Below are 19,942 nucleotides of genomic sequence, written 5' to 3'. Positions count from 1 at the left end.
TGTAGAGCTACAATACATGTTGGACAGAAGAGCAAGTAAAAGCAAATAAAAAAGTAGAAGGACAGAGCCTTCATAGGGTATAGTTAAGTTGCGACACCAACAAACCCAAAAAAGGAGCTCTGTCCCTCATGAGTAAAAGTATAACACAAGACATGCGGTATCGGCAATCCCTAATGCAGTATGCAGCCAAATATGGCGTGAGCCGTGCAAGCCGGAAATACAACAAGAGCCGGTCATATATCTACTTCTGGAAGGCACGCTGGGATGGAAGTATGGCGTCCCTGGCTTGTCAGTCCAGGCGCCCCCATCACCATCCAAACCAACACACAGAAGCGGAACTGAAGCTCATCCGAGACATGCGGAGGAGGAATCCCACGCTGGGAATGGTAGAACTCTGGCACCGGCTCCGCAAACGTGGGTATACCCGCTGTCCGGAAAGTCTGTTCCGGGTCATGCGCAAGCTGGGGATGTTCCCGCAGCCAAAGGTCAAAGCAGCCTACAAGGCAAAGCCATACGAACAGATGCAGTATCCCGGCCAGCGCGTTCAGGTAGATGTGAAGGTGGTGCCGATGAAATGCCTAACAAACCCGGAAGAACGGCTATACCAGTATACGGCGATCGACGAATATACACGCCTTCGCTATCTGGGCGCATATCCAGAACAAAGCACTTACTCCTCCGCTGATTTCCTGGAGAAAATGGTGGCATGGTTCAAACGCCGTGGTGTGCGGGTAGAGTGCGTGCAGACAGACAATGGCATTGAGTTTACCAACCGTTTTTCGACCAACAAGAAGAACCGGCTCACACGCTTTGAGCTGACCGCTGCACGCCTTGGGATCCTGCACAAGCTGATTCGCCCCTACACACCTCGCCACAACGGCAAAGTAGAACGCAGTCACCGCGAAGACCAGAAGCGATTCTACGACACACATCGTTTCTTCTCTCTTGCCGATTTTGGTGTGCAGCTCGCTGCACACCAAAATCGCTCCAACGACTTACCTATGCGCCCCCTTGCCTGGCTCTCCCCGAAAGAAAAACTTGCTGCTTTCTTTGAATCTCTCGCTGTACAAGATGTTTGACAAACCTACAGAAAAGCGTGCGGCAAAGCCGCATGAAACCTGCGCTTTTTCGCAAACATCTGGGCAAGATACGAGAAAGATATATCCATAGAAATAAGATTTGTCCGTTCGCACAAAAAAGATTGCAATTTTAGTAAATTAGTGTATAATTGGCATATAGTCTCCCATTAAGGAGTAGAATGGAAAGGGGTTGCCCGGCATGTTGGAAAAAGTCAATCTAAAGGCTTCCATCACAAAAGAGGAATATAAAAAAGAAGCTTCCGCGCTCAAAGAAGAGCTCTCTTCCCTGCAACAGCTGGTGAAGCAGAACAAGCTTCCCGTCATCATTGTGTTCGAAGGGTGGGGTTCGGCTGGAAAGGGCAGCCAGATCGCCAACCTGATCCTGAACTTTGACCCGCGCGGCTCCAAAGTGTACTCCAACATTGCCCCCACGGAGCTGGAAAAGCGCGAACCGAACCTCTGGCGCTATTGGAAGATCATCCCCGGAGGCGGGGAAATCGCGGTGATGGACCGCAGCTGGTACCAGGAAATCTCCGTACTCCGTCTGGAGGACGAGGTGGACGATGTGACCAACCTGCGCCGCATGAACGACACCAACACCTTCGAGCGGCAGCTCGCGGACAACGGGTATCTGATTATCAAATTCTTCCTGCACATCAGCCAGAAGGAACAGCGGGAGCGCCTGGAAAACCTGGCGAATTCCAAAAATACGGAGTGGCGCGTCACCCAGCAGGATTGGAAGCGGAACAAACAGTACGACCGCTACTACCGCGCATTTGACGAGATGTTGGAATACACCAACACCACTTACGCCCCCTGGCATGTCATCGCCAGCACGGACCGCCTGCACGCGGAGCTGGAAATCTACCACACCGTCATCGACGGGATCAAAACCGCATTGGCGCTCAAGCAGCACCGCAAGGAACACCCCATTACCCCAACCAATATTATCCTTCCCGGCAACTTTACCTTTGTTCCCATGCCGAAGCTGAAGGACGTCTCCCTGGACAAGACCATCACCGATGAAAAATATAAAAAGCAGCTCAAAAAGCTCCAAGAGGAACTGAGCGAGCTGCACAACAAGATCTATCGGAAGCGCGTGCCCGTCGTCGTCTGCTACGAGGGCTGGGACGCCGCCGGCAAAGGCGGCAATATCCGCCGTGTGGCCGCCGCGCTCGACCCCCGCGGATACGAGGTCGTCCCGATTGCAGGCCCGACCGCGCCGGAGCTCGCCCACCATTATCTGTGGCGGTTCTGGACGCGCCTGCCAAAGGATGGGCATATCGCAATCTTCGACCGCACCTGGTATGGCCGTGTGATGGTGGAACGCATCGAGGGATTCTGCACCACGGAGGACTGGCAGCGCGCCTATCGGGAGATCAATGAATTCGAACGGCAGCTCTACGATTGGGGCGCCGTGGTTGTAAAGTTCTGGCTGCACATCGACCAGGACGAACAGTTGCGCCGCTTCAACGACCGCCAGAACACGCCCTCCAAGCAGTGGAAGATCACCGACGAGGACTGGCGCAACCGCGAAAAATGGGATCAATACGAAGAGGCGATCGACGATATGCTCCGCTATACGTCCACGGATTTTGCCCCGTGGCACATCATTGAGTCCCAGAACAAAAAATATGGCCGCATCAAGGCTTTGAAAATTCTGATCGATGCGATCAAAGACCGTTTATAAAGTGGGAACGTTCCCAGAAAGAATAGGCTTTCGCAGAGGAATGCCCCGTTTGGATAAGGATGGCAATAGGAAAGGACCGGAATCCAGATTGGATTCCGGCCCTTTCCTTGTTTAAGAAATTCCGCCATAATCGCAGGTGTACGCAAAAGAATATCCATTACACCCTCTCGGGTATGGTTCTATCATAGCATTCTTTCGGTCCTCCATGCTGATTATGTCAAATCTTTTCACCGATTATTCTTGTTCCGCCGAGGCATTCCGAAAAGCCGGTTGAGCGAAGAGACCAGCAAAATGCCGAGCGCTAGCGCCCCCGCAATACCCAGGGTGTGCAGGCCGGTCTCCAGGAACATCTGCGTATTCCCGGCGATGCAGTATTCCATCGTGTAGTAGATACCGCCCCCTGGCACCATGGGCAACAGCGCGATGAGCAGATAGCCGGTGACCGGCACTTTGTGGATGCGCGCCATCACCTCAGAATAGATGGTGATCACTACCGTGGCGATAAAGAACTGCACAATGTCGTTCTGCAAGGGGCGGCAGAGCAGGTAGACAAACCAGCCGATCGCGCCGCCGAGGGAGGTAAAAAAGATCAGCTTCCCGCGCACATTGAACACCAGGCAAACCGCCATACAAGCGATAAAACTATAGAAGCAGGGCAAATACACGTCCATCCTCACACCCCCCAGATCAGGCGCGGCACCATCAGCGCAATACCGGCGCCGATGGCAATCGCCGTGGCTACAAGCAGCGACTCCACAAAGCGGATCAATCCCGCGATCAAATCGCCGCCCATGATGTCGCGCATAAAGCTGGTGATGACGATGCCGGGGACCAGGTTCATCAGGGCGCCGATGATGATTTTATCCAGATTCGCGCCGAACCCCATTTGGACCGCCAACATCGCGATCGTCGCCGCCACGCAGCTGGCGACAATATTGGTAAAGAAGGCGTTTGCCTGGAACCGCCCCATGAAGTGGTTGACCAGCTTGACCCCGGCGCCGCAAAACAGGGAACAAAACGCGTCCGGCAAGGTTCCTCCATAGAACAGGGTAAAGGAAAAGGCGACCATGGCAAACGCGGCAACCTGCGTCCAGAAATCGTAGACCGGCCGGCGGTTGATCTTCTCCACCTCCGCATGGATGCTCGAAACGTCCGGACATGTGCGGCAGATCCGGCGGCAAAGGTCGTTCGCCTGGTCGACCTTATCCAAATCTGTCCCGCGCGTATAGAGGCGCTTGATCTTGGTGATGGATTTCCCCTCCGGCGTGGTGATGGTCACAAAGATGCAGGTGGGAATGGCGAAGACTTCGCCCGTCTCCACTCCATAGGCGCGAAAAATGCGCTGCATGGAATCCTCCACGCGGTAGATTTCCGCGCCGTTGCGCAAAAGCAGATATCCCACGTCTGTTGCAGCGCTGATAAGGTCATCGTAGTTCATGTTCTCGCCCCCTGACCATGCGTTTGTTGCAGTATAGCACAAAACCGGTGCGGAAGAAAGGGGAAGGTGTTGTGCTACGTTATGTTATGTTTTCTTTCGAATTTTCACTCTTTCTGTTCATCGTGGCTTTGGATTTTATTAATATGTATCCTTTTGTATTTCTGTTTTCCCCTCAGATACCATCCTTTGCACAACCATCCGGAGGAACCTCAGTTCTTCTCCGGTACAGAGCGGGAGTAATTCCGCAATATTTTGTATAAATTCCTTTCGTTCATTCTCTGCGTCTTGCGCTGTATCCATTGCAACAACAGCGTCCAAGGATATATGAAAATAGGCGCAAAAAGCTACCAACTTCTTTAAACTGAGTCTTTTGGCGCCTCGTTCTGCTTGTCCATAGTATTGTTCGTCTATGTCCAAAATTTCTGCCACTTGCTTTTGGGTTAAGTTGTTTTGGAGACGGTGCCTTTTCAGCTGTTTCCCAATCCTTTTTGTAAATTCCGACTCTAACAAAGATTCCTTTTTACCAGTCATGATTGATGCACTCCATAAGGCTTCCTCCATTCTGATTCAAAAAAACAGCCACAACACTATACCGGTCTTTTACTTCGTAAACGCCTCTAAGTACGCGCGGAACGCCGACGGCAGGGCGTATTCCTGCTGCAACGTCTCCCGCCCGGCCCAGGTGAACCCCTCCGGGCGCTCCGTCAAATCGACCCAGTAGCCGGTCATATGCCATTCCACGTGGGAGAAGATATGTTTCGCCGCCGGCATCTCCCGGATCGACACCGGCTGTGCGCCCCATTCCTGTAGGGTTTCCGCAGCGCCCTCCGGGTTCAGCTTTCCTTCCACGGAGGGAAGCTCCCAGAGGCCCGCCAAAAGGCCGCTATCCGCCCGCTTGCGGATTGCGAGCTCGCCATCGCAGACCAGCAGGAACACCGTCCTCTCCTCGATGCGGCGCGCCTTCTTCTTGGCTTTGACGGGGAGTTCCCGCGCAATCCCTTGGCGGTACCCTTCGCACAGGGCGTTCAGCGGGCAAACCAGGCATTTCGGTTCGCCGCCCGGCGCGCAGACGGTCGCGCCGAGCTCCATCATTGCCTGGTTGAAATCCCCCGGCCGGTCCTTCGGCAGGATCTCCGCCATACGCCGCTCCACGGCGCGCTTGACGGCCGGGTCCGCGATGTCCTCCCAACCTGCGGTCAAGCGCATCACCACGCGCAGCACATTGCCGTCCACCGCCGGGACGGGAATCCCATAGGCGATGGAGGCAACCGCCCCCGCTGTATAAGGGCCGATGCCGGGCAGCTTCAACAGCGCATCGTAGTCGGCCGGAAGCGTCCCGCCGTATTGTTCCACCATCACGCGCGCGGCCTTTTGCAGATTGCGCGCCCGGCTGTAATATCCCAGCCCCTCCCAGAGCTTCATCAGCTGCTGTTCCGGCGCGCTGGCGAGGGCAGGCACGTCCGGGAGTTCCGCCAGGAAGCGGGCAAAATACGGCTTCACTGCCTCCACGCGGGTCTGTTGCAGCATAATCTCAGAGACCCAGACGCGGTAAGGCGCCGGTTCCTCCCTCCACGGCAGGGAACGGGCGTTGCGTCCATACCATTCCAAAAGCGGTTCGACAATCGCCGCCAATGAATCCATACTCTTCACTTCCCTTCATATACCACGATTCCACCCCGGATCGTCGCCAATACGCGCAGGTCTCTGAGCTCCATCGGGTCCACCTGCAAAGGGTCCCGATCCAATAGCACGAAATCCGCCCGCTTGCCCGGCCGGATGGAGCCCTTTTCGTTCTCCTCAAAGTATTGGTACGCCGCATAAAGCGTTACTCCCTTCAACGCCTCCAGCGGCGAAACGCGCTGGGCCTCCCCCATGACATAGCCGCCCTTGCTGATGCGGTTGACCGCACACCAGAGCGTTTCCAACATATTGGGTAGAATCACCGGCGTATCCTGATGGAACGTATACACCACCCCGTTGCCGATGGCGGCGCGCACGGGGCTGATCGCCGTTGCACGCGCTTCCCCGAAGTTTTTCAGATGCACGTCCCCCCAGTAATACGTATGCGCGACAAAGAACGAAGCGATCATCCCGAGCTCTCCCATGCGCGCCAGTTGATCCGGGCGGACCAGCTGAGCATGGATCATCACCGGACGGATGTCCTCCCCGGTCTTTTCCGCGGCATAGGCGTCGATCATCTGCTGCGCCGCGGCATCCCCATTGCAGTGCGCCAAAATCTGCATGTGGTCTTGCAGCGCTTGCCGCATATACGAACGCACCTCCTCGTCCGTGTGCACGGCGTAGCCGCGATACCCGTCGGACGCATCCGCATACGGCTGGCTCATCCAGGCGGTACGCCCCTGCGGGGAACCGTCCAGAAAGACTTTATAGCCGCCGATTTTCAAGCGGTTATGATACTGCTTGCAATACTGCGGGTGTTCCAAAGCGATCTTCCGGTTGTCCGGCAAATTCGGATAGGCAACTACATCCAATTTCAAGCGCTTCTGCCCGGCAAGGCAGTGCAGGAGCGTCCACTCCGCTTCCTTTGTAAATCCGTCCTGCGCGGTGGTAATCCCGTTTTGCAGGTAGATGTCCTGCGCCTGCTCCATCTGGCGCATCTGCTGCTCCAAAGGCGGCTGCGGGATGCGCGCGGTGAAGCCGGTGAACGCTGTTTCCTCCAAATAGCCGTTTGGTTCCTGGGTATCTGCGCACCGGCCGATCACCCCGCCCTCTGGGTTGGGCGTCGATGCGGTGATCCCCAACGCTTGCAGGCCCATGCGGTTCACGACCCCCATATGGCCGGACGCATGCGTCACCACGACCGGGAAGGGGTACCGGTCCAAAAGCGCGCCGTCCGGATGGCGCTTTTCCTCTAAGTCGTTGTGGTCGTAGCCAAAGGCGGACACCCATTGCCCTTTGTCTGGTTTGGTTCTCGCGATAAATGCATCCAGCCGCTCGGTGATCTCCCCGAAGTTCTTGCAGCCGCTCAGGTTCACCAGGCCGAGCGTCTGGGCCAGCGCCGTGATATGGCTGTGCGGGTCGATGAACGCGGGCAGCAAAACCGCGCCCTGTAGATCCACCAGTCGCGTATCCGCGCGTTTCTGCGCGAAGAGCGCCTCCCGGCTGCCCACCTGACGGATAACCCCATCCTCCACAAGCACGGCCTCCGCATAGAGCGGTTCTTCCATAGTCAGGATGGTGCCATTGTAGTAAATCGCTGTATCCATTCTTTCCCCCACTTTCACTTGTTCTTTCAAGAGTAGCATGTTCCAATCAGCGGCGCAATATGAAGCCGTTCGATCTCTCTTTAAAATTTTCAATAAAATTAGCCGCGGCGATCAGCCGCGGCAACACATTTTCATCTGGATAGTTTTACTTTTTATCGTGCTCTTTCATTAACTCAATATACCGAAGAAGATGGGCACATTCTTTTTCACTCAGCGCATACGTTTCGTTGATTAGGCGGGTATGATATGCCCCATTTGCAGGAGTATGGAACCGGTTGTATTTTAAGTTGCTGCCCAATAGGTCATCTACACTTGCATCCAAAAGATTTGCAATATTGAGAATCACATGGATGGAACAAATATCTTTTCCTGTTTCAATATTCGATAAATACTTTTCACTAATATCTATCGCTTCTGCCAGCTGTTGTTGGGTCATCTTGTGTTCTTTTCGCAATGCTTGAATGCGTTTGCCAACCACTTCCATGTCCATCAAACCACCCCTAAACACAGTATATAAGTAGAGTTTGATGAAAATAACCTCTTATATTCTGGATATTAGGTATACTATTTTCTGGAATTATGCTATAATAGGCTCTAATCATTGAGGGATAGGGGGTGACAAAATGAAAGATTGTGGAACGATACGTAAAATCGACGAATTGGGACGAATTGTCATCCCCGCTGATATGCGCAGAACATTCCATTGGCAAACGAGCGATTCCATCAAAATTTCGGTGAATCAGAGAAAGCAAACGATTACTTTAAAAAAAGTGACCTGTATTCTGCCAAAAGTGAAGATCAAAACATAAACAATGGGGCTGAGCCGGTTTCATCATCGGTTCAACCCCACTGTTGTACACATTTCCTGTTTTATAAATGTAACCTGCGTTTCAGCTCCTTGCGCATGTTGTCCCCCTCGAAGAGAATCAATGCGGCCAACGAAATGATGCTGCCCGCCACACAGATCAGGGAGGGATAGACCACTTGGAGCATTCCCCGCACATAGAAGATCACCGGCACAATGGCAAACAGTGCGGAGATGGTAAAATACATGATAAAACTGCCCAAATTGAGCTTAAACACCCGCGCGGTAATCGCCAGCACCAGCATCGCCACCACGCAGGTGATCGGGATCACATAATCGATCGACCAGCCGTGCCATCCCGTCCAATAATCCCACAGGGTAGTTAAAACGCAGACGACCACCACCTGGTATAGGATGGATTTCGGGACGTTCCGCCGGTAGTGGAACGCCACCGCGAGGCTGATCCAGCCGCAGACCACCCCCGCCAGCACAAACAACGACCACCAGCCGTGCTCCGGGAGGATCAAGTTGATGACCCCGCAGATCACCACGGCGGCGACGGAAACCAAAATCAAGATGCGGAAAAACAGGCTGTGTTTATGCAGCGTGTCGGGGATGTTTGGGAAGATTGCGCCGCGCACATCCGGCTCACCGTTTTCCTGAAGGCCCCCTTGACACAGCGGGCAGCGTGTACCCGCACCGGTCACCGTAACTTTACATTTGGCACAGTACTTCATTTCCGGTCCCCCTCTCCCGCCCCGAACGGCACATTGGACGTAATTTCCACCGGGATGCCCATCCCGGTGAGAAAACGGAAAAAGTTCTTCTGAATGTCCGTGCTGACAAACGGCGCCGTGAAGCTGGCGGTCAGTTGGTCCCCAAAGGAGCACATACAAACCTGCAGGCGGCTCGTGCTGACGAACACGTCGAACAGGCGGATGTATTCCCGCAATTCCGGCGGCATGTCGATCTTCCCCACATTGGAAATGGCCGCCGTCTCCTTGCTCGCGGAGAGATCATAACCGATCCGCATCACGAAATCTTTGACGACCAGGGGCGCGATGCGGGCCACCGGATTGAAGTCGTACTGGACAAACTGGTTCAGCCGCCCCTCCATCTTCTCCTGGGTCAATTCGCTTTCAAAGGTATCGTGCAGGCTGGCGATCACATCTTCCAGCCGGTTCGAATTTTTTCGGAAATGGTAGCGCGCCTGGATGACGCTGAAAAAATTGCGGGCACTCCCAGAGGGGAAATAGCTGCGCAGGTTGACCGGCACCGCCAAAACGACCGGGCGCTTCTTATGGCGCATCGCCATCTCCTTTTCGATGGAGCACATCAGCAGCGCCGCACAGAAAACGGTCATCGTCGCGCCGTATTCGTGCGCCTTTTGCAACACCGCCTTGACCGGCATCGCCCCTTCGATCACCGCGATACGGTGGTCCGGCAGGCTGGGCCCGCGCAATTTATACGCCTTCGGGGAGGCCTCATGCTGCTTGCGTTTGCGCGTGTAATATTTGCGGAAGCTGTCGTCCATCTTCTCTGTGGCGGACGCATCGTAGTCCAGCGCGGGCAGCGCGTCCGCAAAGCGGTCCGCGTGCCGGATTGTCAGATAGTGATAGACCAATACGCGCAAAAACTGCACCGCCCCGGTGCCATCCGTCAGCGCGTGGTAGACTTCAAAATTGATCCTGCGGCGGAAATACGTCACTTCAAAGAGCAGGCCACGGCTGCCCTTTTCATAGAGCGCGCTGCATGGGGGTCGGTACTCCTCCCGGACGATGGGCTGCTCGGTGCTGTCCTCCAGATAGTACCAGAACATCCCCCGGCGCAGGCTGCACCGGTAGCCAGGGAACACCTCCAGCGCGCGTTCCAACGCCAATTGCAGCGTGGGCTGGTCCACGGGTTCGGTCAGCTCGCAGGAAAACCGGAACACCTTGGTGTCCGCCTTGGTGCTGGTACACGGAAAGATTTTCGCCGCGTTGTCCAGCCGCCTCCAATCCGCAGATTTTTTTGCTTTCACTCTTGCGGCACCTCGCTCAAAAAACGGTTGATGATTTCATAGCATTCTTTCACCTGCGGGAAGCTCGGCGGAAGGGAGAAGAACCCGTGCAGGCCGTCCGCAACGCGGTGCAGCTGTACCTGGTTGCCGAATTTCCGCAGTTTTCGTGCATACTCCTCCCCCTCGTCGCGCAATGGGTCGTACTCCGCCGTGATGACCAGCGTATCCGGCTGATCTGCCAGGCTCTTGGCCAACAGCGGGGCAAAATATGGATTGTGCAAATCCTCGTCACTGCTCTTATATAAGTCCATATAATCGCAGACGCGCTTGGAGGTCAATAAGTAATCCGTCCCGTTTTCCCGCACCGAATCAAAAAAGGAATGTTCCGTATGATCGTTGTAGGTTGCCGGATAGATTAAGATCTGCCGGCGCGGAAGGAATTCCCCCCGGTCGCGCGCCATCAGGGAGACAACCGCCGCAAGGTTGGCTCCTGCGCTATCCCCAATCAGGGTGATATTCTCCGCCGGGGTGTTCAAAAGGTTTGTGTGAAGAAAGATTTCCCGCGCAACCGCATAGCAGTCCTCGGGCGCCGCGGGAAATTTATATTCCGGCGCCAGCCGGTAGTCCACCGAGACGACCAGATGGTTGGTCAGGCGGGCCATGTTTGCGCACACCTTATCATAGGAATCGATGTTCCCCAAGACCCAGCCGCCGCCGTGGAAAAAGAGCAGGATCGCATGGCGCATCCTCCCCGGTGGGGAAAAGATGCGCACCGGGACCTCGTGATCCCCGCAGGAAACCTTGTGATCCCACGCTTTGTAAAAAGGCTTGAGGTAGTGGTAGTGCGCCACATTTTCCACTTGCCGCTCCCATTTGTAGTTGCGCTTGATATCAATATCCGGATAGGACAGCGCCTTCAGCGCCGCCATCACCAGCTTGTTGATCGCCATACATCAACCCCGCCGGCTTCCAAAGCGCGTCTGCCCCAAGGGTTGATCCACCGGGCGTTTGCGCGCAGGTTCGGCGCGCTGGATCACCGGATGCGGCGCTTTGGCGCGCCTTTGCTGGGCAGGTTTTGCCTGCATCCCGCGTCCTCCGGGGACCGGGTCGCGGTATTGGCGGGGCTTTTTGCCCCCTTCCGTCTTGCTCAGCAGGGTGGGACGCTGTTTGGGCAAAACATCCTGCAACGATGGGAATTCCGTGAGGGGCTCCATGCGCTTCCCGCCCGTCGGCTGTGGAAAGATGGAATTGCTCTTCTTCGGCGCAGCTGGCTGTACCTTGGGTGCGGAGGGCGCAGCAGCCGCTTTCTGCGCCGGCCTCTTGGAAGATTTCTTCGGCTTTGCCTCCTGGGGAGGCGCCGCCTTTTGTTTGCGCGGCTGTGCCTGCTGCGGGGCCGCCGGGCGCTGCCCGCGGTTCCGTCGCAGCTCCGATTTTGGCACCGGCGTAGTATTCTGCATCGGATACGGATGATCCGCCACTTCGGGGACCTGCTTGCCGATCAGCTTTTCAATGCGCTCGAAGTCCGCCTTCTCGTTGATATCGCAAAACGAAAACGCAATCCCGGACATCCCCGCGCGGCCCGTGCGCCCGATGCGGTGTACATAGGTCTCCGGCACCTCCGGGATGTCGTAGTTGATGACGTGCGAAAGCTCCTCGATGTCGATGCCGCGCGCAGCGATGTCCGTGGCGACGAGCACGCGGGTCCTATGCTGCTTGAAATCGCCGAGGGCCTTCTGGCGCGCATTCTGGGACTTGTCGCCATGGATGGCGGCCGCCTGGATATTCGCTTTTTTCAGCTCGCGCACAACGCGGTCCGCTCCGTGCTTTGTGCGGGTAAACACCAGGGCGGATTCGATTTCGGGATTTTGCAAAAGGTGGATCAGCAGGCGGCGCTTGTTCTCTTTATCGACAAAGTACACGCTCTGTTCAATGGCCTCCACCGTGGTCGCCGGCGGCGTCACGCTGACTTTTGCCGGGTTGTGCAGGATGGTATCCGCCAGCTCTTCGATCTCCTTCGGCATGGTGGCCGAAAACAGGAGGGTCTGCCGCTTCTTCGGCAATTGTTCAATCACCTTTTTGACGTCGTGGATGAAGCCCATATCCAGCATGCGGTCCGCTTCATCCAGCACAAAGATCTGTACATCCTTCAATTTGATAAATCCCTGCCCAATCAGGTCGTTCAACCGGCCCGGCGTTGCCACCAGGACGTCGACGCCCTTTTTGAGCTGCTGCACCTGCGGGTTCTGCGGCACGCCGCCGAAGATCACGCAGGTCTTTAACGGAAGGAAGCGGCCATATGCCGCAAAGCTCTCCTGAATCTGGAGGGCCAGCTCCCGCGTGGGAGTGAGAACCAGGGCGCGGATCTTCTTGGGATGTACGCTGCCCTGTTCGGCAAGAAGCTGAAGGATTGGCACAGCAAAAGCCGCCGTCTTTCCCGTGCCCGTCTGGGCGCAGCCCAAAAGATCCTTCTTTTTCAAGACCGGAGGGATCGCCTGCTCCTGAATCGGAGTCGGGGCGGTATATGCCTCCTTTTTCAATGCGTTCAAGATGGATGGGATAATCCCCAATTGTTGAAATGTCATATCGGTTCCTTTACAATATATATTTTTCAGGGGAAAATGTGCGGTACACCATCCATTTGCATCTCTGTTTTTGGCGGACGTGCCTCCGGATTCCGTACGCAATTCAAAAATAGCCGCTTTTTCGATCTCCCATGCCGCTTGCCATGGCCCGGCAAGACACGAAACGATCTACAAATGGACCGGTTTCGATGGATGCAATCCCTTCGCAATTCCCCTAGGATACGGGCGGCTGGCGGATTCTCTTCCATTTGTCCTTCCATTGAGAGTTCCCGCGCGGGGCAACCTTCTGTTCCCCCTACAGCATCCCCGCAGACCTGTCCTTTGTGATAACAGGCCTATACGCTTCTGTTATTATAACGCAGAACTGGAAATTATTCCACCCCCGCTTTCTCACCTGTATCCTTTTGTGGGAAAAATCGGCCCGGCTGTCTCCTCCTCGCAGGGGATTTGTGCTATAATAAAGCGCAAGCCGGCGTTACCGGGGCGCCCCGCTGCCCTCAAAAGCGGCGGGCATGTTTCACGCCCGGCAAACAGTAGAAACCAAACAGGGCAATGCCCAGTTAATTTTATTAGAAATGGAGCGCATTATGAAACAGGAGCGTACCTATCCGCGGGTGGAAGTCACCCGCAAGGCAGAAAACAGCATCAAATCCGGCCATCCGTGGATTTACCACACCGAACTGGTGGAGGGCGAAGCCGGATGCAACGACGGCGCATTGGTGGACATCATCAGCCCACGCGGGCGGTACTTGGGCACCGGCTTTTTCAACAGCCACTCCAAGATCCGGGTCCGGCTTCTCTCGACCAATGCAAACGACCGCTTTGACGAAGCCTTTTGGGAGCGCCGCCTGCGCTATGCCTGGGAATACCGCAAGACGGTCATGGGGGACGACCTCGCCTGCTGCCGGGTTATCTTTGGGGAGGCGGATTCCTTCCCCGGCCTGACGGTGGACCGGTTCAACGACATCCTGGTTACACAGACGCTCAGCCTGGGCGTGGAGCAGCGGAAATCCATGCTGTTCCCCCTGCTGGTCCGCATCCTCCGGGAGGACGGCCAAGACATCCGCGGTGTCTACGAGCGCAACGACGTCGCCATCCGTGAGCGGGAAGGCATGGAGCAAAACAAGGGCTTCTTCCCCTTGGACGGCAGCCCGGTCCCGGAAAGCACGCAGACCGAAATTGTGGAGAATGGCATCCGCTATCTGGTGGACTTCGAGAACGGGCAAAAGACCGGCTTCTTCCTGGATCAAAAATACAACCGGCAGGCGGTCGCCCGCCTGAGCAGGGGAAAGCGCGTGCTGGACTGCTTTACGCACACGGGCTCGTTTGGTTTAAACGCGGCGAAGGGCGGCGCGGCGCATGTCCGCTGCGTGGATATTTCGGAATCCGCTGTGGACATGGCGCGGGAAAACGCCCGCCGGAACGGGCTCCTCGACCGGATGGACTTTGAGGCGGCAAATGTGTTTGACCTTCTCCCCTCTTTGCCCTGCGGCTCCAAAAGTGACTACGATTTTGTGATCCTGGACCCGCCTGCGTTTACCAAATCGCGCCAAACGGTGGACCACGCGATCCGCGGCTACAAGGAGATCAACCTCCGCGCGATGAAGCTCCTGCCGCGCGGTGGCTATCTGGCCACCTGCTCCTGCTCGCATTTCATGACGGACGCACTGTTCCGGGACATGCTGCGTAGCGCGGCCTTTGACGCGGGCGTTTCCCTGCGGCAAATCGAGGCCCGCCAGCAATCCCCCGACCATCCCATCCTCTGGAATGTACCCGAGACGGATTATTTGAAATTCTATCTGTTCCAGATTGTTTAACATACGGTTTGCCGCATCCACTTCCATTTTTACGAAAAAGTGAAGAGCACGGTAGCTTCTATGGCTACCGTGCTCTTTTCTATATAAATCAGGAGGGCATGTTGGAAGCCATCCTTTCGGGACGCGTGTTGGAATCTTCTTTATAACAAAAGCGGCGCCGCCAATGGAATTAGGAGGTTTGAGGGAAGATTCCAACGCCGCACAATTGCACATGCCCTAGCCCGGCAAACGCTATTCGCTGCGCAAGGCGTCGATCGGGTTCAGGTTTGCCGCCCGGCGCGCCGGCATATAACCAAAGATGATGCCGATCCCAGCCGAAACGCCAAAGGAAACCAAAATCGCACTGATCGAGGGGGTTGACTCGAACCCGATCAAATTGCCTGTGAGTGGCGTCAATATACAGCCAATCACAATGCCGGCAATCCCGCCCAGGGAGCTGGTCACGCCCGCTTCAATGACGAACTGCTGCAAAATGGTACGGCGCTTCGCGCCAAGGGACTTGCGGATGCCAATTTCCCGCGTGCGTTCTGTGACGGATACCAGCATGATGTTCATGATCCCAATGCCGGCCACCAATAGGGAGATTGCGGCAATCCCCACCAACAGCATCGTCATCATATCGGTCATGGAGGTGACCATCTCCAACATTTCGGAGAGGCTGGTCACATTGTACAGGTCTTCGTTCATGAAAATCCCATAGAGATAGTCCTCCAAAACGCTTTTAGCCTGCTCCATGTAATCCGTGTTTTTCACGGTAAAGACATAGCTGGAAATATCCGCACTGAATGAAAGCTTCGTTGCGACCGAATACGGAAGATAGACGCAGTCATCCGACGATCCTTCTTCGGAATCGGCCTTCTCCTGTAAAACGCCGACCACAGTATAGGCTTCGCCATTGATTTTCAGCGTCTGATTCAACGCTGATTCCCCCGCAAAAAGTTCCTGTGCCACATAGGAACCGATCACGCAGACCTTTTGCCGCGACAAAATGTCCGAGTATTGGATAAAACGTCCCATGGAGAGCTCCAGCGCCTGGATATTCAGATAATCCTCCCCAACACCGGAAATCGAAGCGGTGGTGGAGCTCTCCGTACCATTTTTCAGCGTTCCCCCCACGGAAACGGTCGGGCTCATCGCAGCAAACAAGTCCTGTTGTTCCTCCAGGAATTCATACATGGTGTCGACGTCCACGTTTCGGGTATCCGTATTGGTGACGGAAACGCTGACCTGGTCCGTCCCCAAATCGGAAAAGCTGTCCGAGATATAGTTCGTCATTCCCTGCATCAAGCTGACCAGGAGGATGACGGACGCCACACCGATGATGATGCCCAGCATGGTCAGGAAGGAGCGCATTTTGCTGCTTGCGATGCTCTTGAGCGCAAGCCTAAAGGATTGACTCATAGGCCTTCACGTCTCCGTCAAATATAATTTTTCCATCGCTGATCTTGACCACGCGCTCGGCCTCCACTGCAATGGAATTGTCGTGGGTGATAATAACTACGGTGTTCCCCTCCTCATGCAGCTGCTTGAGGAAGTCCAGGACCTCCCGGCCCGTTTTGGAATCCAATGCGCCGGTGGGTTCGTCCGCCAGAATCAGGGAAGGGTTTCCCACCAACGCCCGCGCGATGGACACACGCTGCTGCTGGCCGCCGGAAAGCTGCTGCGGCATATACCGCCACTTGTCGCGCAGCCCCACCCGTTCCAGCGATTCCAGCGAGCGCTCTGTGCGCTCCTTTTTTCCCACTCCCGCATAGATCAGGGGCAGCTCCACATTTTCCAGGAGGTTCTGCTTGGGAAGCAGGTTGTACTGCTGGAAGACAAACCCAATGGTCTTATTGCGGATCTCCGCAAGGCTATCGTCCTCCATTTCGCTCACGTCCTGGCCATTGAGGATATATTTTCCCTCGGTGGGCACATCGAGCGCGCCGATGATATTCATAATGGTGGATTTGCCGCTTCCGGACTTTCCCACGATGGAGACAAACTCGCCCCGGTAAATGTCGAGGGAAATCCCGTCGTTTGCGCGCACCTCCATATCGCCCATCTGATAGATCTTATAGATATTCTGGAGGGAAATGAGCGGCTGCGTACCGGTATGTGTTTGTGCCATCTTAGAATCCACCTCCCGGTCCGCCGCGGCCACCGCCGCCACCGCCAGGCATGCCGCCACCGCCGCCAGGCATTCCACCGCCACCGCCAGGCATTCCACCGCCGGGCATGCCGCCCATGCCCATCATGGTGGTGCTGTCGGTCGATGTGGTCGGGTCAATGTAGACGACGTCCCCTTCGGAGAGGCCGCTCTTAATCTCTACATAATCCTCGCTGATCAAGCCGGTCTCTACCTCTACGGAGCGGAACCCAGCCGGGACATTGCCCTGCGCCTCTGTAACGCTGTCGTCCTGCACATAGACGACATTGCCGCGCTGCAGCGCCTGCGCCGGGATCGCCAGCGCGTTCTCCGCCTCGTCGATGATGATCTCGCCGTTGACGTTCATACCGGGGAGCAGATCCCCCACTTCGTCCATCTGGACCGTCACGGGGTATTGGGTGACGCCGTTGCTCGAAGTGCTCTCCAGGCTGACGTTCGTCACCTGCCCGGTGAAGGTCTCCCCTTCAAACGCATCCACTGTGACTTCCACCTTCTGCCCGACCTCTACATCGAGGACGTCAAGCTCATCCACATACATGTCAAAGGTGAGCGCCGACATATCGTATATGATCGCCATCGCCGTGTTGCTGTCTCCTCCGCTGTTGAGCGTATCGCCGGCTTTTGTATTTTTGACAATCACTTGGCCGGAAATCGGCGCGGTGATCTCATAGTCCTCCAAACTATCCTGCGTATTCTCCAATTCGCTCTCGGCATCTTCTACGCTCTGTTCCGCCGTTTCCAAGGAATCCTGGACCGTTTGGAGCGCATCGTCCGCCGACTCCTGCGTATAGGTAAACAACGTTGCGCCCTCATGGACATAGCTTCCCTCTTCCACGGCCATCGACGCAATTTCCCCGCCGTGATCGGCGGTGACCGTCTCTTCCAGCTTTGCGGTGAACGTCCCGTCGCCGCTGCACGCCAAGCCGTTGACTGTGGCTGCCGCCGTGCTGGACGTGGAGATCCCGCCCGGGTTCCCCACTTCAATGGTCACCATCCGGACAACGCTGCCGCCGCTGAGCGTCTGCTCCATGGAGCTCACCGCCGTCACCGTACCGCTCACGGTTTCATAGGTTTCCAAAATCTGCACCTGGGCCGTATCGCCGGCGGAAATCTGGTTGGCATCCGTATTCAAAAACGGCACCTTGAGGACCATTGTCCGGTCATTATAGAGGTCAACCAGCTTGTCGCCACTGTTGACGGTGTCCCCTACTTCCACATAGACCGCCTGTACATAGCCTTCCTCCGGGGAGACATAATCAAGGGACTGGTAGTCCTCGGCCGCCTCATCGTAGTTTTCCTGCGCCTCCTGGTAACGCTCCTGCGCGCGTTCCAAGGAGGTCTGCGCGGACTCAATACGTTCGTCCACGTCCCCGGTGTCAATGCGGTACAAGACATCGCCCTTTTCCACCTGGTCGCCCTTTTCAAAATCCGCGCTGATGACCTCTCCGGAAACCAGGGAGGTGATGGTGTATGTATCCAAAGCGGCCAATGTGCCGGAGGAGGAAATCGACGACTGGATCGTCTGCCGCTCGACCGTGGCCGTCCGTGTTTCGGATTCCATCCCATTGGAGCCTTCGTTTCGATTGAGGATGTGGAACCCGGCAAAGGCCAGGGTTGCCACCAGCACCAAGGCAATGATAATTTTGACAAACTTTTTCCATTTGGGACGCTTTCTGCCGGTTTTATTTTTTCTGCGGAAGAAGGAACGCTTTGGCTGTAAATTCTCAAGTTCTGCTGTGTTGAACTTCACATCATCTGTATCAGTCATCGAGCAGGTACCCCTTCAATACAAAATTATAGCTGTCCGCATCGTCTGTGCTGGACTCATCGTCGTATACCACTGTGATCTCGTCGCCCACATGCACCTCGCCCAATGTGGAGAATGCATACTGCATCTCTTCGCTTTCGATGGTGTACTTCGTTCCATCCACATAGACGGCCACTGGGATCATCGAGCTGGAATTGTCATAGACAATGCCCGTCACTTCGCCGCTGTCGCGATGGTCCTGGTAAACCCAAACCGTGCGCGTTTTGCTGCTGTAGTAGACGACATCCCCCACATCTACGCTGTTGTAGTCGAGGTTATATCCCACTTCGCCGTCGATGATATACGTGGCGTTTTCTTCACTGAACGGCAGGATATCGCCGATGTCCTTGCTATCTGTTACTTCGATCGGACCATTTACATTGTTGTCGGATAATTTCAGATAGTTGATTTCGCCATCCGCATCCAGTTCGCAGTCAAAGATCTGTCCATACATGCTCCCGGATTTGTTGGCCGCCTTGAGCGTGTTATAGAGCAAGGATTTACAGTTGGACATGGTCAAATTGGATTCCATCGAGACCAACGCCAAGCCGTCGTCCAGTTCTTTCGAATAGTACATGGACATGCGCCCCTGCGTCTGATCCCCAGTAAAGTCCTCGTTGGTATATCCGAGCAACGCCAACACCCCATACACGGCCTCGCGCAGCTTGACCGGCTGGTCGGGTTTGAATGTGCCGTCCAGATAGCCGGTCATCCATCCCTGCTGGGTTGCAACATTGATTGCCGTAGCATACGTATGATCCGCCGCAACATCGCTGAAGCGGCGATAGTTGACAGTTGTTCCCGCCTTCCCCTTAAAGGACGACGTATTCAATAAAAGCTGTGCGAATTGGCCGCGGGTCACTTCGACGTTGGAGCCCACCAACACGGAATCGGTGATCCCCAGATTGGACAGCACCTTTTCCGACGTATCCACGGACGCGGCGAAGCCCTGCGCCGGGATGGAGAGAGCAACCGTGCCCATCGCCAAAAGCACGGACATGGTCCGTTTCCATTTATGATTCATTACTATCACCTCATCAAAGAATTTACAGGTTAACTTCTGGCAAGCAAAAGGGTCCCTGCGATCCCCGCCGCCCAGACTGCCGCGCCCAAGAGGCCTGCTAAAATTGCCCACCGGTGCGTCCCCCAAAACGAGGGGAAGCGCGCTGTCCATTCTCTGCGCTGCAGAAATCCATTCATGGAAGATACACCCCTTTCTCTGTCATTGCACGGGACCGGTTTGATCCCCTGCCGTTTGTACGGTCTTTATTATAGGGACGAAACCTGAAATCAAGCTGAAAAAATTCCCACTTCACACAAGTTTAAGGGTGTCTTCACAATTTCGTCAC

The 19,942-nt window shown here is 55.5% G+C and carries 18 protein-coding genes; 4 read left to right on the top strand and 14 right to left on the bottom strand.

The features are described from left to right. Nucleotides 1–128: 128 nt before the first annotated feature. Both B5F54_RS14770 and pap read left to right on the top strand, forming a co-directional pair. The gene (locus B5F54_RS14770; protein WP_087234999.1) at nt 129–1,079 is read left to right on the top strand and encodes a DDE-type integrase/transposase/recombinase; all 951 of its coding nucleotides are present in this window, start codon (nt 129–131) and stop codon (nt 1,077–1,079) included. 199 nt (nt 1,080–1,278) lie between these two features. Then, on the top strand, nt 1,279–2,769 hold the full coding sequence (gene pap / locus B5F54_RS14765) for a polyphosphate:AMP phosphotransferase (protein ID WP_087234998.1): 1,491 nt from the start codon (nt 1,279–1,281) through the stop codon (nt 2,767–2,769). A gap of 227 nt (nt 2,770–2,996) precedes the next feature. Here pap and B5F54_RS14760 read toward each other — a convergent pair whose 3' ends face one another. The 6 genes from B5F54_RS14760 to B5F54_RS14735 form a co-directional block, all read right to left on the bottom strand. Then, nucleotides 2,997–3,440, bottom strand: coding sequence for a threonine/serine exporter family protein (locus tag B5F54_RS14760; RefSeq protein ID WP_087234997.1), 444 nt, complete (start codon nt 3,438–3,440; stop codon nt 2,997–2,999). A gap of 2 nt (nt 3,441–3,442) precedes the next feature. Next, nucleotides 3,443–4,207: a threonine/serine exporter family protein gene (locus B5F54_RS14755; protein ID WP_087234996.1), complete on the bottom strand. Its 765-nt coding sequence runs from the start codon at nt 4,205–4,207 to the stop codon at nt 3,443–3,445. A gap of 138 nt (nt 4,208–4,345) precedes the next feature. Continuing rightward, a complete protein-coding gene (locus B5F54_RS14750; RefSeq protein WP_172749762.1) occupies nt 4,346–4,738 on the bottom strand; it encodes a helix-turn-helix domain-containing protein in 393 nt (130 codons plus the stop codon). Nucleotides 4,739–4,807: 69 nt separating this feature from the next. Beyond that, a complete protein-coding gene (gene mutY, locus B5F54_RS14745; RefSeq protein WP_087234994.1) occupies nt 4,808–5,848 on the bottom strand; it encodes an A/G-specific adenine glycosylase in 1,041 nt (346 codons plus the stop codon). Nucleotides 5,849–5,853: 5 nt separating this feature from the next. After that, complete coding sequence (locus B5F54_RS14740; protein ID WP_087234993.1) at nt 5,854–7,434, bottom strand: amidohydrolase; 1,581 nt, start codon at nt 7,432–7,434, stop codon at nt 5,854–5,856. A 145-nt stretch (nt 7,435–7,579) separates the two neighbouring features. Continuing rightward, entirely contained in the window at nt 7,580–7,924 is a 345-nt protein-coding gene (locus B5F54_RS14735) for a helix-turn-helix domain-containing protein (protein WP_087234992.1), read from the bottom strand. A 133-nt stretch (nt 7,925–8,057) separates the two neighbouring features. On the opposite strand from B5F54_RS14735, the gene B5F54_RS14730 reads away from it, so the two are divergent. After that, nucleotides 8,058–8,243 carry an AbrB/MazE/SpoVT family DNA-binding domain-containing protein gene (locus tag B5F54_RS14730; protein WP_087234991.1) on the top strand — a complete coding sequence of 62 codons (186 nt, stop codon included), beginning with the start codon at nt 8,058–8,060 and terminating at the stop codon, nt 8,241–8,243. A gap of 61 nt (nt 8,244–8,304) precedes the next feature. Here the strand turns inward: B5F54_RS14730 and B5F54_RS14725 are convergent, their stop codons facing one another. The 4 genes from B5F54_RS14725 to B5F54_RS14710 are packed head-to-tail and all read right to left on the bottom strand — an operon-like array spanning nt 8,305 to nt 12,820. Next, nucleotides 8,305–8,976, bottom strand: a complete 672-nt coding sequence (locus B5F54_RS14725; protein WP_087234990.1) for a DUF6320 domain-containing protein — start codon at nt 8,974–8,976, stop codon at nt 8,305–8,307. Further along, on the bottom strand, nt 8,973–10,259 hold the full coding sequence (locus tag B5F54_RS14720) for a hypothetical protein (protein WP_087234989.1): 1,287 nt from the start codon (nt 10,257–10,259) through the stop codon (nt 8,973–8,975). The genes B5F54_RS14725 and B5F54_RS14720 overlap by 4 nt, the downstream gene beginning before the upstream one ends. Further along, complete coding sequence (locus B5F54_RS14715) at nt 10,256–11,188, bottom strand: alpha/beta hydrolase (protein WP_087234988.1); 933 nt, start codon at nt 11,186–11,188, stop codon at nt 10,256–10,258. The genes B5F54_RS14720 and B5F54_RS14715 overlap by 4 nt, the downstream gene beginning before the upstream one ends. A gap of 3 nt (nt 11,189–11,191) precedes the next feature. Further along, nucleotides 11,192–12,820 carry a DEAD/DEAH box helicase gene (locus tag B5F54_RS14710; protein WP_087235002.1) on the bottom strand — a complete coding sequence of 543 codons (1,629 nt, stop codon included), beginning with the start codon at nt 12,818–12,820 and terminating at the stop codon, nt 11,192–11,194. Between the two features lie 587 nt (nt 12,821–13,407). Here B5F54_RS14710 and B5F54_RS14705 point away from each other — a divergent pair. After that, on the top strand, nt 13,408–14,637 hold the full coding sequence (locus B5F54_RS14705; protein WP_087235001.1) for a class I SAM-dependent rRNA methyltransferase: 1,230 nt from the start codon (nt 13,408–13,410) through the stop codon (nt 14,635–14,637). 231 nt (nt 14,638–14,868) lie between these two features. Here the strand turns inward: B5F54_RS14705 and B5F54_RS14700 are convergent, their stop codons facing one another. From B5F54_RS14700 to B5F54_RS14685, 4 genes are read right to left on the bottom strand one after another with little or no spacing between them, the layout of a single operon-like run. Continuing rightward, on the bottom strand, nt 14,869–16,038 hold the full coding sequence (locus B5F54_RS14700; protein WP_087234987.1) for an ABC transporter permease: 1,170 nt from the start codon (nt 16,036–16,038) through the stop codon (nt 14,869–14,871). Next, the gene (locus B5F54_RS14695) at nt 16,022–16,747 is read right to left on the bottom strand and encodes an ABC transporter ATP-binding protein (RefSeq protein WP_087235000.1); all 726 of its coding nucleotides are present in this window, start codon (nt 16,745–16,747) and stop codon (nt 16,022–16,024) included. The genes B5F54_RS14700 and B5F54_RS14695 overlap by 17 nt, the downstream gene beginning before the upstream one ends. A 1-nt stretch (nt 16,748) precedes the next feature. Next, nucleotides 16,749–18,554, bottom strand: a complete 1,806-nt coding sequence (locus B5F54_RS14690) for an efflux RND transporter periplasmic adaptor subunit (RefSeq protein WP_087234986.1) — start codon at nt 18,552–18,554, stop codon at nt 16,749–16,751. Further along, nucleotides 18,547–19,617, bottom strand: coding sequence for an S-layer homology domain-containing protein (locus B5F54_RS14685; protein WP_172749761.1), 1,071 nt, complete (start codon nt 19,615–19,617; stop codon nt 18,547–18,549). Before B5F54_RS14685 ends, B5F54_RS14690 begins: the two co-directional genes overlap by 8 nt. Nucleotides 19,618–19,942 lie beyond the last annotated feature (325 nt).

This window comes from Anaeromassilibacillus sp. An250 (assembly GCF_002159845.1).
Lineage (GTDB): Bacteria > Bacillota > Clostridia > Oscillospirales > Acutalibacteraceae > Anaeromassilibacillus > Anaeromassilibacillus stercoravium.
This window is presented reverse-complemented; position numbering and strand designations above follow the sequence as displayed.

Bases quoted from the DNA above. Each gene is read 5' to 3' on its own strand.
- B5F54_RS14770 (WP_087234999.1), top strand. From the start codon at position 129: ATGAGTAAAAGTATAACACAAGACATGCGGTATCGGCAATCCCTAATG.
- pap (WP_087234998.1), top strand. From the start codon at position 1,279: ATGTTGGAAAAAGTCAATCTAAAGGCTTCCATCACAAAAGAGGAATAT.
- B5F54_RS14760 (WP_087234997.1), bottom strand. From the start codon at position 3,440: ATGGACGTGTATTTGCCCTGCTTCTATAGTTTTATCGCTTGTATGGCG.
- B5F54_RS14755 (WP_087234996.1), bottom strand. From the start codon at position 4,207: ATGAACTACGATGACCTTATCAGCGCTGCAACAGACGTGGGATATCTG.
- B5F54_RS14750 (WP_172749762.1), bottom strand. From the start codon at position 4,738: ATGACTGGTAAAAAGGAATCTTTGTTAGAGTCGGAATTTACAAAAAGG.
- mutY (WP_087234994.1), bottom strand. From the start codon at position 5,848: ATGGATTCATTGGCGGCGATTGTCGAACCGCTTTTGGAATGGTATGGA.
- B5F54_RS14740 (WP_087234993.1), bottom strand. From the start codon at position 7,434: ATGGATACAGCGATTTACTACAATGGCACCATCCTGACTATGGAAGAA.
- B5F54_RS14735 (WP_087234992.1), bottom strand. From the start codon at position 7,924: ATGGACATGGAAGTGGTTGGCAAACGCATTCAAGCATTGCGAAAAGAA.
- B5F54_RS14730 (WP_087234991.1), top strand. From the start codon at position 8,058: ATGAAAGATTGTGGAACGATACGTAAAATCGACGAATTGGGACGAATT.
- B5F54_RS14725 (WP_087234990.1), bottom strand. From the start codon at position 8,976: ATGAAGTACTGTGCCAAATGTAAAGTTACGGTGACCGGTGCGGGTACA.
- B5F54_RS14715 (WP_087234988.1), bottom strand. From the start codon at position 11,188: ATGGCGATCAACAAGCTGGTGATGGCGGCGCTGAAGGCGCTGTCCTAT.
- B5F54_RS14710 (WP_087235002.1), bottom strand. From the start codon at position 12,820: ATGACATTTCAACAATTGGGGATTATCCCATCCATCTTGAACGCATTG.
- B5F54_RS14705 (WP_087235001.1), top strand. From the start codon at position 13,408: ATGAAACAGGAGCGTACCTATCCGCGGGTGGAAGTCACCCGCAAGGCA.
- B5F54_RS14700 (WP_087234987.1), bottom strand. From the start codon at position 16,038: ATGAGTCAATCCTTTAGGCTTGCGCTCAAGAGCATCGCAAGCAGCAAA.
- B5F54_RS14695 (WP_087235000.1), bottom strand. From the start codon at position 16,747: ATGGCACAAACACATACCGGTACGCAGCCGCTCATTTCCCTCCAGAAT.
- B5F54_RS14690 (WP_087234986.1), bottom strand. From the start codon at position 18,554: ATGACTGATACAGATGATGTGAAGTTCAACACAGCAGAACTTGAGAAT.
- B5F54_RS14685 (WP_172749761.1), bottom strand. From the start codon at position 19,617: ATGAATCATAAATGGAAACGGACCATGTCCGTGCTTTTGGCGATGGGC.